Here is a 13531-nt window from a genome sequence, read left to right as displayed (position 1 = left end):
GTTCCGGTATTTCAGGCCGGATATGGCGTTAAGGCCTTATCCGGCAAATGAACGCAAATCTGGGGTTATTTACCCATCTTCACTTCGCTGACCCACTTATTGATCAGGGCTTTACGCACGTCGGTCGAGCCGTACTTATCCATGTCGTAATTGATAAGCTTCAGGTCGTCGAGCTTCAGCGAGTTAGGGGACGTCTCGGCGGTGGTGTTGGTCAGGATCTGATAGGATTTACCTTTCTTCCACGCCAGCTCCTGCGCGTCTTTCGACAGTACCCAGTCAACGAACAGTTTGGCGTTATCGAGGTTACGCGCGCCTTTCAGGATGCTGACACCGCCGATTTCATAACCGGTACCTTCGCACGGTGAGACAAGTTCCAGCGGTGCACCCTGTTCTTTTTCCAGCGAGTAGTCGTGCAAGAAACCGATGCCGATAGCCGTTTCGCCACGGGCGGCGTTACGCGCCGGGGCAATGCCGGATTTGGTGTACTGCGAGACGTTGGCGTTGAGCTGTTTCAGGTAGTCAAAGGCCTGATCTTCTCCCCACAGTTGGGCAAAAGTCGCCAGTGCGGTATAGGCGGTACCGGAGCTTTGCGGATCAGCAATCTGGATTTCGCCTTTGTATTCCGGTTTGGTCAGATCCTTCCAGCATTTTGGCACCGGTAGGTTTTTCTCTTTCAGGCGCTGGGTATTGACGCCAAAGCCCAGAATACCGACATAAACCGCCGAGGAGAGGTTGCCCTTTACTTTTGCCGGATCGCGGAACTTCTCCATGATTTGTTCGAGGTTTGGTGATTTATACGGCTGCAGCAGCCCCATTTCACCGGCCTGAGACTGTGGATCCAGCGTACCGCCGTACCAGACATCCGCTTGCGGGTTTTTCTTCTCGGCATCCACTTTCGCCAGCGTACTGCCTGAGCCGTTGCGAATGAATGAAGTCTTCACATCATATTTTTCACCGAAGGCTTTGGTTTCGGTTTCGCACATTTCGTTGGTGGCGCTGCAATACACCACCAGACGACCCTGCGCCTGAGCTGCACTGCTGAAGGCTGCCAGCGTCAGAGCGGAGGCAATTAGGGTAGAGGTAAGCGTCAGTTTCATTGTTTTATCCTTTGACTGAGAGAAGGGGGAATGCCCGCAATGAGCAATGGCATCAGCAATAACCCCATAAAGACAGCGGCAACCGAGAGCAAACTGAACATTCCCGACCAGCCGTAGTGTTCTATGACCAGCGACAGCGGCCAACCCGCCAGCGCGGCCCCCAGATAGGCGAACAGCCCGAGAAAACCAGTAATTGAACCTGCCGCCGCTTTATGTCCGCATTCCACGGCCGCGAGGCCAATTAACATCTGTGGGCCAAACACAAAAAAGCCCACGGTAAAGAAACACACTGCCAGTAGCGCGTAGTGGTGCACCGGTGCCAGCCACAGCGCGGCGACGGAGACCATCAGCCCCAGTGTGAACAGCAAAATCATTGGCGCACGCTGACCGCTGAACAGCAGATCCGATCCCCATCCGGCAAACAGCGCCCCCAGCAAGCCACCGACTTCAAACAGCATTACCGTGGCATTGGCGCTGAGCAGGTTCACACCGTGGCTTTCCGTCAGCCAGATGTTGCCCCAGTCGTTGAGCGCAATGCGGATCAAATAGACCAACACATATGACACGCCGAGTAGCCAGATCATCGGGTTCTTCAGCATGGTGGTGCGTAACATTTGCCACAGTCCCATCGGCGGGCTTTGCTGCTCCTGACGCAACTCCAGCGGGTCTTGCCGCCATTCCCCAACCGTGGGTAAGCCTTCTTCCCGGGGCGTGCCTTTCAGTTGCAGGGTGAGCCAGACGCCTAACGCCATGCTGATTATTCCTGGAGTCAGCATGGCTGCCTGCCAACCCCACCAATGGGCGGCAAAGGCGCTAATCAGCGGGATGATGGCCCCACCGATGTTGATCGACATATTCCAGCAGCCCCACCAGAAGCCGCGTTCGTTGCGCGAGTACCAGTGAGTCAGTAGTCGGGCGCAGGGCGGCCAGCCCCAGCCCTGAAAAAATCCGTTCAGCGTCCAGACCACCAGGAGCAGCTTCAGCGATTCACCAAAGGCGAACAGCACGTTTAAAACGCCGGTGGCAAACAGGCCAATGCCCATAAACGCGCGCTGTCCGTGGCTGTCGTGCCATAGCCCGGCGGTGAATTTCGACAGGCCATAGGTCAGATAAAACAGCGATCCCAGCAGGCCGATATCGCCTTTATCCAGACCCAGATCCGTTTGCAGCGCCGGGAGGACGTAGTTAACGCTTTTGCGCGTCAGATAAAACGCGGCGTACCCAATCACCATACACATCAGCAGCCGGGGGCGTAGCGCCCGGTATTGTTGGTCTGTTTCGCGTGATGCACGTGCATGCATGGCAGCCTCCGTTTGTGCTGACTATAGGAAAGTGAAAGCAAAATGGGATGAGATAAAGTCCGCAGTGACTAAGACTTTTTCCTGGTTAACGGCTGATTTGTTGCAAATTTGTGGGCAGGTTAACAATTACCCGCGTGCCGTTGTTCGATTCGAGCGTCAGTTCGCCGCCAAGGGCGCTGACCCGCTCACGCATCCCCTGGATACCGAACCCGGGGATTTTCTCTGCGAGAATACCTACACCGTTGTCAGCGACGTGCAGAAACACGCGGTGTTCCTGCTGGCGCAGCGTAATCGACACTTCGCTGGCGTCGGCATGTTTACAGACGTTATTGAGCAACTCCTGCAGCAGGCGATACAGTGTGAAACGCACCGTTTCATTTTCTGGCGTATTTTCAAGCTGATAGTCAAACCAACAGCGAATGCCGCGTTCGGCAAAGGCAAATTCATTCACCAGATGATGCAGTGCATCTTTAAAGGCCAGTTCATCGAGCGCGGGCGGCCGCAGCTGGCGCAACAGTTGGCGGGTGGAGTGGTGAATGCGCCGGGCAAGGTCGTTGATCTGATTTGCCGCTTCAAGCGTTTGCTCGCGACCCGGCGCGCGCTTGACCAGTTGCGACTGAATTTGAATGGCGGTGATGTTCTGACCAATTTCGTCGTGTAGCTCCCGCGCCAGGCTTTTGCGCGTATTTTCCTCGGTGCGGATCAGTTGTTCGGTCAGCGCGCGTCGCGCTGCCAGTTCGGCTTCCAGACGCTGGCGATAATGGTGCAGGTTTTGCGCCAGATGCTGCTGGCGGCTGATAGCGATCCCCAGCCCTATGCCCAGCAGCGCCTGGGTGGCGAGGAAAATCTCCAGCTCCAGTAAATTGCTGAACCCGACGCCGATTTGCCGGGCGATGGTGATCATCATGCTGCCGAGCAGTCCGGACAACACGCCGCCCTGCCAGCCAAATTTCCACGCCATCACCACGTTCGGTAAGAACACCACGATTAGCAGCAGGCGCTCGATCTCCGGTGACAGCACCATCTGGGTACCTATGCCAATAATGAAAAACAGACTGCACCAGATGATAAGCGAGGTACGCAGGGGGGGATTGGTGGTATCCAGTCCGAGCAAATGATAGCGGTGCTGCTGGCGCAGAAATTCATAGATCAGATAGACAAACGGCGTCAGCAGTACGCCGCCAGTAAACGATGCCAGGCCAATTAACGTTGCCGGGCTTTGGATAAACGGTGAAAGCAGGAGGGTATTGAGCAATGACGTGATCGTCACCGCGGCCAGCAGCAGCGTTAAGCGCTGCCAGTAAAGGGGGAAGCGGTGCCAGTAGGACTGGCCGATACTCGCCGGGATCAGACTAATCAACGGCGCAGCCAGCAGGATATAGCCATTCACTAATTGCTCGCTGTGCAGCCAGAACAGCATCAGCACCGGCGGCAGTACCAGCGCGGGCCAGTAACGGCGAGAAAGCAGGATTAGCAGAGCGAGATAGACGCCGTGCGGCAGGAATAGCGCTGCCTGCTGGCCGTTGTGGGTCAGGTAAAACCCCAGCGTCCACAGCATCAGCCAGCCCGATCCCCAGGCCAGCAGAATAAACAGAGAAATAACCCAATGACGAAGGCTGCGTGACATTAATGCCCCGTCAGCAACTGGTGGTCGAGTGCAAAATGCACCAGATCGATGGTGCTGTGGCATTGCAGTTTGCCCAGCACGTTCGCACGATGAACGTGCACCGTTTTATGGCTGAGGTCGAGCTTGAAGGCGATCTCTTTTACGCTGTCGCCTTTGACCAGCAGATCAAACACTTCGCGCTCGCGCGGGGTCAGTATCTCCAGTACCTGCGCGGGCTGTTCGCCGCCGCGTAGCGCCCGTAGCGCGTCGGCGCACAGGTAATGCCCGCCCATACCAACCGATCGTACCGCCTGCACCAGTTCCTCCGGTCCGCAACGTTTGGTCAGATAACCGCTGGCACCGGCATCCAGTGCGCTTTGCACAAACGTGGGTGAGTCATAGATGCTGAGAATAATGGCGCGAAAACCGGGCTTCTTCGCCCGCAGTCGTTTTAACAGGCTCAGGCCATTTTCATCCGGCATGGCGATATCCATCACCGCAACGTTGACGTCATCATGCAGTAATGCAGGCCACGCCTGTGCCGCGCTGCTGTACTGGCCAGCAACGTTGAGATCGTCTTCGAGACTGAGTAATTGCGCAAAGCCGGAACGCACCACCACATGGTCATCCACCAGCACAACATGAATCATGATCTTGCTCTCTTGCCTGACAATAGCGTCTATGATGCCTGCCAGCGCCGCGCTGGCAATCCCCGTGGCGCGGATATGTAACGAATGTAACAAAATCGCAATAATTTGCCGGCCTGCAATCAAATGCATTTCCGGGCTAAGCATTGCCGCTTTTTTTCTAAAAACAGATCGCTATTAGCCAGAATTTTTAATTCCTTTATCAAATTGTGCCGCAACGAAATACTGCCCCCATAACAAGACAGGGGAGCAGACAATCATGGCTATTTCATCGCGTAACGCACTACTTGCCGCACTGGCATTCATCGCATTTCAGGCACAGGCGGTGAACGTCACCGTTGCTTATCAGACCTCCGCTGAACCCGCCAAAGTGGCGCAGGCGGATAACACCTTTGCTAAAGAGAGCGGGGCTACCGTTGACTGGCGCAAATTCGACAGCGGTGCGAGCATCGTCCGTGCGCTGGCATCCGGTGATGTGCAGATCGGTAATCTTGGCTCCAGCCCGCTGGCGGTCGCTGCCAGCCAGCAGGTGCCTATTGAGGTTTTCCTGCTGGCGTCAAAACTCGGCAATTCTGAAGCGCTGGTGGTGAAGAAAAACATCAGTAAACCGCAAGATTTGATTGGTAAACGCATTGCCGTGCCGTTTATTTCCACTACCCATTACAGCCTGCTGGCGGCGTTGAAACACTGGGGTATCAAAGCAGGGCAGGTGGAGATTGTGAACCTGCAGCCACCCGCGATTATTGCCGCCTGGCAGCGCGGAGATATTGATGGTGCTTATGTCTGGGCGCCTGCGGTAAACGCGCTGGAAAAAGATGGCAAGGTATTAACCGACTCATCGCAGGTTGGCGAGTGGGGCGCACCGACGCTGGACGTGTGGGTGGTGCGCAAAGATTTTGCCGAGAAGCATCCTGACGTGGTGAAAGCCTTTGCCAAAAGCGCCATCGACGCCCAGCAGCCTTATATCGCTAATCCCTATGAATGGCTGAAACTGCCGGAGAATATCAGCAAACTGTCGCGTTTGAGTGGCGTACCGGAGGCGGATGTGCCAGGGCTGGTGAAAGGTAACACCTATTTGACGGCACAACAGCAAACCGCTGAGCTAACCGGCCCGGTGAATAAAGCGATTATCGACACCGCGCAGTTCCTCAAAGAGCAGGGCAAAGTCCCCGCCGTCGCGACGGATTACAGCCAGTATGTGACCGATCGCTTCGTGCAATAAATAAGGAGGCGCTGATGCTGCAAATCTCTCATCTTGCCGCCAGCTACGGTGGAAAACCGGTGCTGGAAGATATCAACCTGACGCTCGATAGTGGCGAACTGCTGGTGGTACTCGGACCTTCTGGTTGCGGAAAAACCACGCTGTTAAATCTGATTGCCGGGTTTGTGCCGTATCAGCATGGCAGCATTATGCTGGCGGGCAACAAAGTTGAAGGTCCAGGCGCAGAGCGCGGGGTTGTGTTCCAGAACGAAGGCCTGCTGCCCTGGCGCAACGTGCAGGACAACGTGGCCTTCGGGCTGCAACTGGCGGGGATGGAGAAGCCCCAACGTCAACGAATCGCGCGGGAGATGTTGCAGAAAGTTGGGCTGGAGGATGCGGGAAAACGTTTTATCTGGCAGCTCTCTGGTGGTCAGCGTCAGCGCGTCGGTATTGCGCGGGCGTTGGCTGCCAACCCGCAGCTGTTGTTGCTGGATGAACCCTTTGGCGCGCTCGACGCCTTTACCCGCGAGCAGATGCAAACCCTCCTGCTGAAGTTGTGGCATGAGACTGGCAAACAGGTGCTGTTGATTACCCACGATATTGAAGAAGCCGTTTTTTTGGCAACGGAGCTGGTATTGCTGTCGCCAGGCCCTGGCCGGGTACTGGAGCGTCTGCCGCTGAATTTCGCTCGTCGCTTTGTGGCCGGAGAGCCGAGCCGCAGCATTAAGTCCGACCCGCAGTTTATCGCCATGCGCGAGTATGTGTTAGGTCGTGTCTTTGAACAACGGGAGGCATTCTCATGAGCGTGGTGATTAATGATAAACCCCGTCGCCAGCGCGCGCTGAATTGGCGCTGGCCGTTCTCGCGGCAGATTACCTTAAGCTTCGGTACGCTGGTCGTCATTCTGGCGGTGTGGTGGACGGTGGCGGCGCTGCAGTTAATCAGTCCGCTGTTTTTACCCCCGCCGGGCCAGGTTTTGCAAAAACTGATGGTTATTGCCGGGCCGCAGGGGTTTATGGATGCCACGCTGTGGCAGCATCTGGCGGCGAGCCTGACGCGTATTGTTATCGCGCTGCTGGCGGCGGTACTGCTCGGCGTTCCGGTTGGGATCGCTATGGGGCTGAGTCCGACGATGCGCGGCATTCTCGATCCGATCATTGAACTGTATCGTCCGGTTCCGCCATTGGCCTATTTGCCGCTGATGGTGATCTGGTTTGGCATTGGTGAGACCTCCAAGATCCTGCTGATCTATCTGGCGATATTCGCCCCTGTAGCGATGTCGGCGCTGGCGGGGGTTAAAAGCGCGCAGCAGGTGAGAGTGCGTGCCGCACAGTCGCTGGGAGCCAGCCGTACGCAGGTGCTGTGGTTTGTTATTTTGCCGGGGGCATTGCCGGAGATACTCACAGGGTTGCGTATCGGGCTTGGCGTGGGCTGGTCGACGTTGGTGGCAGCAGAGCTGATTGCCGCCACGCGAGGTTTAGGATTTATGGTGCAGTCAGCCGGTGAGTTTCTGGCAACGGATGTGGTGCTGGCGGGGATCGCGGTGATTGCCGTTATCGCGTTTATTTTAGAACTGGGTCTGCGCGCGCTTCAGCGCCGCCTGACGCCCTGGCATGGAGAAGTACAATGAGTGAACGTCTGAGCATTACCCCGCTGGGGCCGAACATTGGCGCACAAATCACCGGTGCGGATTTGACGCGCCCGCTGAGCGATAATCAGTTTGAACAGCTTTATCACGCCGTACTGCGCCATCAGGTGGTGTTTCTGCGTGAGCAGGTGATTACGCCGCAACAACAGCGGGCGCTGGCGCTGCGTTTTGGCGATCTGCATATTCACCCTGTCTATCCGCATGCCGAAGGGGTTGAAGAGATTATCGTGCTGGATACTCATAACGATAATCCGCCGGATAACGACAACTGGCACACCGATGTGACCTTTATCGACACGCCGCCAGCGGGCGCGATTCTGGCGGCAAAAGAGCTGCCATCGACAGGGGGAGACACCCTGTGGACCAGCGGGATTGCCGCTTATGACGCATTATCTGAGCCGTTTCGCCAGTTGCTGAGCGGCCTGCGGGCAGAGCATGATTTTCGTAAATCCTTCCAGGAATATAAATACCGCCAGACGCCAGAGGAGCATCAGCGCTGGCTGGAGGCGGTGGCAAAGCATCCGCCCCTGCTGCATCCGGTGGTGCGCACGCATCCAGTGAGCGGGAAGCAGGCGCTGTTCGTGAATGAAGGATTTACCACGCGAATTGTCGATGTGACGGAAAAAGAGAGCGAGGCGTTACTGCGCTTTTTGTTCGCGCATATCACTAAACCGGAGTTCCAGGTGCGCTGGCGTTGGCAGCCCAACGATGTGGCGATTTGGGATAATCGCGTGACGCAGCATTATGCGAATGCGGATTATCTGCCCCTGCGGCGCATTATGCACCGGGCGACAATTTTGGGAGACAAGCCGTTTTTTCGGGCGGGGTGATTATCGGAGACGCTTCATTTACCGGGCCTACGACCTGTAGGTCCGGTAAAGCGAAGCCGTCATTAGGCAACAAAGTGATTAGCGCAGGATTTTTTTCTCAGCCAGATCCAGTGCGAAGTAGCTGAAGATCAGATCCGCGCCAGCGCGTTTGATCGAGCCTAAGCTTTCCAGCACCACTTTCTCTTCATCTATTGCACCCGCAAGGGCTGCAAACTTGATCATCGCGTATTCACCGCTGACCTGATAAGCGCCAATCGGCAGCTCGGTGCGCTCGCGGATATCGCGCAGAATATCGAGGTATGCGCCAGCCGGTTTGACCATCAAGCAGTCTGCGCCCTGGGCTTCATCCAGCAGCGATTCGCGGATCGCTTCCCGACGGTTCATCGGGTTCATCTGATAGGTTTTACGATCGCCCTTCAGCGCGGTACCTGCGGCTTCACGGAATGGGCCATAGAAAGAAGAGGCAAATTTGGTGGAGTAGGACATGATCGCGGTATCGGTAAAGCCCGCGGCATCCAGCGCCTGGCGAATCGCCTGCACCTGGCCGTCCATTGCGGCGGAAGGGGCGATGAAATCTGCGCCCGCAGCGGCGGCAACGACCGCCTGTTTGCCGAGATTGGCAAGGGTTAAATCGTTATCAACGCCGTGCTCGCATAATACGCCGCAGTGACCGTGCGAGGTGTATTCACAGAAGCAGGTGTCGGACATGACGATCATCTCCGGTACGGTCTGCTTACAGATACGCGACATGCGCGCCACCAGACCGTCTTCTTTCCAGGCATCGCTGCCGGTGTCATCGGTGTGATGGGAAATGCCGAAGGTCATAACCGAGCGGATGCCTGCATTAGCAATGCGTTCAATTTCGCGCGCCAGATGCTTCTCTGGAATGCGCATCACGCCGGGCATGGCCTCGATAGCTTTGTAATCGTCGAGTTCTTCTTCAACAAAGATCGGCAACACCAGGTCATTTAAGCTGAGTGTTGTCTCTTCAAACATAGCGCGCAGCGCAGGTGATTTGCGCAGGCGGCGAGGGCGTTGGATTAGGTCTGTCATGGTATGCCTGATGTTTGTGGAATCGAAGGCCGTAGTATACCCGAACCTGAGGGTGGGTGGTTTACGAAAGTTGGCGTTATATCTGGATTTTCCATCGTGGAAGGCTGAATCATTAGAGCAATTTATTCACATTTATGGCAAGTTATTTATATTCATTATTTTGCTTGTTTCTGTTTTTATTATTTTAAATATCGATGCGTTTATTTCTGTAGGGCTGGTGATAATTTCTCTTTATTTATTGTTTATTTGTTTGGGTGTGTGGTGAGTTATTTATTAATTATATGTTTCAGCGGTGTGTTGTGCAGTATTTCATTGAAAGGATAAGTATTTTTGTTTTTTGTGTCAGAGGCGGGAGTATTCGTAGTGTTGTCCGGTTTCGGACGACTAGCAAAGAATAATTGAACCTTTCCTTTGTGAAACCGCATAATCGTCCCCGCGAAACATAAAATGTTTTCTTTGCATTGATAATTGATGGATCAACTATATTACGTCCCTGAGGAGGGATGACAAATGCACACTTGGAAAAAGAAACTTGTAGTCTCACAATTAGCATTAGCCTGTACTTTGGCAATCACTTCTCAGGCGAATGCTTCTACTGATATTTCTGGAACTACGTACACAACGTTCACCCATTATAATGACGCATCACATGTTGATGACGTTTACTTCGATGGCTATGTCGGTTGGAACAATTACGGCACTGATAGCATTTATAACGGTGATATTTATCCGGTAATCAATAACGCTACTGTCAACGGCGTTATTTCTACTTATTATCTGGATGATGGACTGTCAACTAACGGCAATTATAACAGCCTGACGATTAAAAACAGTACCATTCACGGTATGGTGACATCCGAGTGTATGACCACGGATTGTACTAACCGTACGGGTACCGACTATTACTACGACCGTCTGGCAATGAACGTCATCAACTCCACTATCGATGACAACTACGAACATTATACCTACAACGGTACCTATAATGACGTGGCTGATACGCACGTTGTCGACGTTTATAACCTGGGTACGGCTATCACTCTGGATCAAGAAGTTGATCTGTCTATCTCCAACAACTCTCACGTCGCGGGTATTACCCTGACTCAGGGTTATGAGTGGGAAGATATTGACGATAATACCGTCATCACCGGCGTAAACAGCGGCGAAGTGTTTAACAACACTATCGCTGTTACCGACTCTACCCTGACCTCAGGTTCCTGGTCTGATGAAGGAAGATCCGGCTGGTTTGGTAACACCAGCAATGCGAGCGACTACAACGGTAACGGTTGGAACGCGAATGATATCGCATTGGCGGTTATTGCTAATCCCAATGCAGATAACGCGATGCAGACCACCGCCACGTTTGATAACGCTACGCTGATGGGCGATGTGCTGTTCTCCAGCAACTTTGATGAGAACTTCTTCCCGAACGGTGCTGATACTTACCGCGATACTGATGCCGATCTGGATACCAACGGCTGGGATGGTACTGACCGTCTGGATCTGACCCTGAACCACGGCAGCAAGTGGGTTGGTGCGGCAATGTCCGTCCATCAGGTTGACGTTGATGGTGATGGTGTTTACGAAAGCTATGCTGAGGGCACTGAAGCCACCGCTACGCTGATTGATATCGCTGCCAACAGCCTGTGGCCTTCTTCAACCTACGGTATCGATAGCGACACATCCTCCTATGACGAAAATGGTCATGTGGTTGGCAATACCGTTTATCAGAGCGGTCTGTTCAACGTGACGCTGAACGGCGCTTCCCAGTGGGATACCACCAAAACTTCTCTGATTGACACTTTGAGCATCAACAGCGGTTCCGTTGTCAACGTGGGTGATTCTGCGCTGGTTTCTGACTCCATCTCTCTGACCGGTGCTTCCGCACTGAACATCAATGAAGATGGTCGTGTTGCGACTAATACGCTGTCTATTGACAACAGTACCGTAACGATTGCTGATGATGTCTCTGCCGGCTGGAATGTGCTTAATGCCGCGCTGTATGCCAATACCATTAACGTCACCAACAACGGCGTTCTGGATGTGGGCAACAGCACCGGGAACGCACTGCAAGTTGATACCCTGAATCTGACCAGCTACACCGACGCTTACAACCATGTTAATGCGGGTGTTTTCGACATCAACAGCGCTAACTATGTATTGAATGCTGACCTGACCAACGATCGTACCAACGATACGCGCCAGGCTAACTACGGTTATGGTGTGATCGCGATGAACTCTGATGGTCATCTGACTATCAACGGTAACGGCGATTCTGACACCTCAGGCGATCAGTCTGAAGTTGATAACTACGGTGATCACGTAGCAGCGGCAACCGGTAACTATAAAGTTCGCATCGATAACGCCACTGGCGCAGGTTCTGTTGCTGATTACAACGGTAACGAGCTGATCTACGTTAACGACACGAACAGCACCGCAACTTTCTCTGCAGCCAACAAAGCAGACCTGGGTGCTTACACCTATCAGGCTCAGCAGCAGGGTAACACCGTTGTTCTGCAGCAGATGGAGCTGACCGACTACGCGAACATGGCGCTGAGCATTCCGTCTGCCAATACGAATATCTGGAACCTGGAACAAGACACCGTTGGTACTCGTCTGACTAACGCGCGTCATGGTCTGGTAGATAACGGTGGTGCATGGGTGAGCTACTTCGGCGGCAGCTTCGATGCGGATAACGGCAACATTAACTATGATCAGGATGTTAACGGCATCATGGTCGGTGTTGATTCCAAAATCGATGGTAACAACGCTAAGTGGATTGTCGGTGCTGCGGCAGGCTTTGCGAAAGGTGACATGAGTGATCGTACCGGCCAGGTAGATCAGGATAGCCAGACTGCCTATATCTACTCTTCTGCTCGTTTTGCGAACAACATCTTTGTTGACAGTAACTTAAGCTACTCCCACTTCAACAACGATCTGTCTGCCAGCATGAGCAACGGTCAGTATGTTGATGGCAGCACCTCTTCTGATGCCTGGGGCTTTGGCTTGAAACTGGGTTATGACCTGAAGCTGGGTGACGCAGGTTACGTAACCCCTTACGGTAGCGTATCCGGTCTGTTCCAGTCTGGTGATGACTATAAGCTGAGCAACGACATGAAAGTTGACGGTCAGTCTTATGACAGCATGCGTTATGAACTTGGTGTAGATGCAGGTTATACCTTCGCCTACAGCGATGACCAGGCGTTGACCCCGTACTTCAAACTGGCCTACGTTTACGACGACTCTAACAACGATTCTGATGTAAACGGTGATTCTATCGACAACGGCGTAGAAGGTTCTGCGGTACGCGTTGGACTGGGTACTCAGTTTAGCTTCACCAAGAACTTCAGCGCATACACTGATGCTAATTACCTCGGTGGTGGTGATGTCGATCAAGACTGGTCTGCAAACGTTGGTGTTAAATATACCTGGTAACAACTTTCTCGCAGAGAAATAAAAGGTAATTTAATTTAGAATAATGCCCGTCACGGATTTGACGGGCATTTCTTGCAAGGAATGCGCACATGCTATCTTCAAATAAACCTCTTCTTGAGTTTGGTAAGCTTGATAAATGTTTAGCGAAATATGGTAAACACTTTGAGTGTGGGAACGAAAAAGAAATAATTTATTCCGGTGATATTAATAGTGATGATACTTTCGTTATTTTAAGTGGTGTTGTTTCCTTACGTAGAGGGGAATGCGTACTGGTCGGGATTGCACAGGCGCCTTTTATTATGGGCCTTTCTGATGGCGTGATGAAAACAGATGTACAATACAAATTAATAACCGAAAGTAATTGTACGGGATACCACCTGCCTGCTTCGCAAACGATAAATATAATTGAACAATGCCAGCTTTGGCGTGAAGCCTTTTGCTGGTTGGCATGGCAAAACTCCATGTTTGAGTTGCGCGATCTGCAGCTGATCGGCAATAACTCCTACGATCAGATCCGCGCGACGCTGATATCCATGATGAAATGGGACGACGTACTGCGTTCGCGTATCGGCGTCATGAACTATATTCACCAACGCACGCGAATTTCACGCTCAGTTGTCGCTGAGGTTCTCGCGGCATTGCGTAAAGGTGGTTACATTGAAATGAATAAAGGCAAACTGGTGAGCATTAACCGTTTGCCTTTTGAGTATTAA

General features: G+C 53.2%; 11 protein-coding genes. 6 read left to right on the top strand and 5 right to left on the bottom strand.

Going from position 1 to position 13531, the window contains the following annotated elements:
• Positions 1-65: 65 nt before the first annotated feature.
• The 4 genes from HV352_RS18310 to HV352_RS18295 form a co-directional block, all read right to left on the bottom strand.
• The gene (locus HV352_RS18310) at positions 66-1097 is read right to left on the bottom strand and encodes an ABC transporter substrate-binding protein (protein ID WP_016151983.1); all 1032 of its coding nucleotides are present in this window, start codon (positions 1095-1097) and stop codon (positions 66-68) included.
• On the bottom strand, positions 1094-2398 hold the full coding sequence (uhpC, locus tag HV352_RS18305) for an MFS transporter family glucose-6-phosphate receptor UhpC (protein ID WP_181634955.1): 1305 nt from the start codon (positions 2396-2398) through the stop codon (positions 1094-1096). Before uhpC ends, HV352_RS18310 begins: the two co-directional genes overlap by 4 nt.
• An 85-nt stretch (positions 2399-2483) precedes the next feature.
• A complete protein-coding gene (locus HV352_RS18300; RefSeq protein ID WP_016155822.1) occupies positions 2484-4025 on the bottom strand; it encodes an MASE1 domain-containing protein in 1542 nt (513 codons plus the stop codon).
• The gene (locus HV352_RS18295) at positions 4025-4654 is read right to left on the bottom strand and encodes a response regulator transcription factor (protein ID WP_181635485.1); all 630 of its coding nucleotides are present in this window, start codon (positions 4652-4654) and stop codon (positions 4025-4027) included. The genes HV352_RS18300 and HV352_RS18295 overlap by 1 nt, the downstream gene beginning before the upstream one ends.
• Before the next feature lie 256 nt (positions 4655-4910).
• Between HV352_RS18295 and tauA the strand changes: the two genes are divergently transcribed.
• The 4 genes from tauA to tauD are packed head-to-tail and all read left to right on the top strand — an operon-like array spanning position 4911 to position 8330.
• Complete coding sequence (gene tauA, locus HV352_RS18290) at positions 4911-5873, top strand: taurine ABC transporter substrate-binding protein (protein WP_181634954.1); 963 nt, start codon at positions 4911-4913, stop codon at positions 5871-5873.
• 14 nt (positions 5874-5887) lie between these two features.
• Positions 5888-6655 carry a taurine ABC transporter ATP-binding subunit gene (gene tauB, locus HV352_RS18285; RefSeq protein WP_016155825.1) on the top strand — a complete coding sequence of 256 codons (768 nt, stop codon included), beginning with the start codon at positions 5888-5890 and terminating at the stop codon, positions 6653-6655.
• Positions 6652-7482, top strand: a complete 831-nt coding sequence (gene tauC, locus HV352_RS18280) for a taurine ABC transporter permease TauC (RefSeq protein WP_016155826.1) — start codon at positions 6652-6654, stop codon at positions 7480-7482. Before tauB ends, tauC begins: the two co-directional genes overlap by 4 nt.
• A complete protein-coding gene (gene tauD, locus HV352_RS18275) occupies positions 7479-8330 on the top strand; it encodes a taurine dioxygenase (protein WP_049042258.1) in 852 nt (283 codons plus the stop codon). The genes tauC and tauD overlap by 4 nt, the downstream gene beginning before the upstream one ends.
• Before the next feature lie 78 nt (positions 8331-8408).
• Here the strand turns inward: tauD and hemB are convergent, their stop codons facing one another.
• The gene (gene hemB / locus HV352_RS18270) at positions 8409-9383 is read right to left on the bottom strand and encodes a porphobilinogen synthase (protein WP_016151991.1); all 975 of its coding nucleotides are present in this window, start codon (positions 9381-9383) and stop codon (positions 8409-8411) included.
• A gap of 510 nt (positions 9384-9893) precedes the next feature.
• On the opposite strand from hemB, the gene ehaB reads away from it, so the two are divergent.
• Together ehaB and iprA are read left to right on the top strand one after the other, a co-directional pair.
• On the top strand, positions 9894-12818 hold the full coding sequence (ehaB, locus tag HV352_RS18265; RefSeq protein WP_075846787.1) for an autotransporter adhesin EhaB: 2925 nt from the start codon (positions 9894-9896) through the stop codon (positions 12816-12818).
• Between the two features lie 89 nt (positions 12819-12907).
• Positions 12908-13531 carry a hydrogen peroxide resistance inhibitor IprA gene (iprA, locus tag HV352_RS18260; RefSeq protein WP_016155830.1) on the top strand — a complete coding sequence of 208 codons (624 nt, stop codon included), beginning with the start codon at positions 12908-12910 and terminating at the stop codon, positions 13529-13531.

It is taken from the genome of Citrobacter sp. RHBSTW-01044 (genome assembly GCF_013781945.1).
Classification (GTDB): Bacteria; Pseudomonadota; Gammaproteobacteria; order Enterobacterales; family Enterobacteriaceae; genus Citrobacter; species Citrobacter braakii.
The sequence above is the reverse complement of the archived record's forward strand: the minus strand, read 5'-3'. Positions and strand labels throughout refer to the sequence as shown.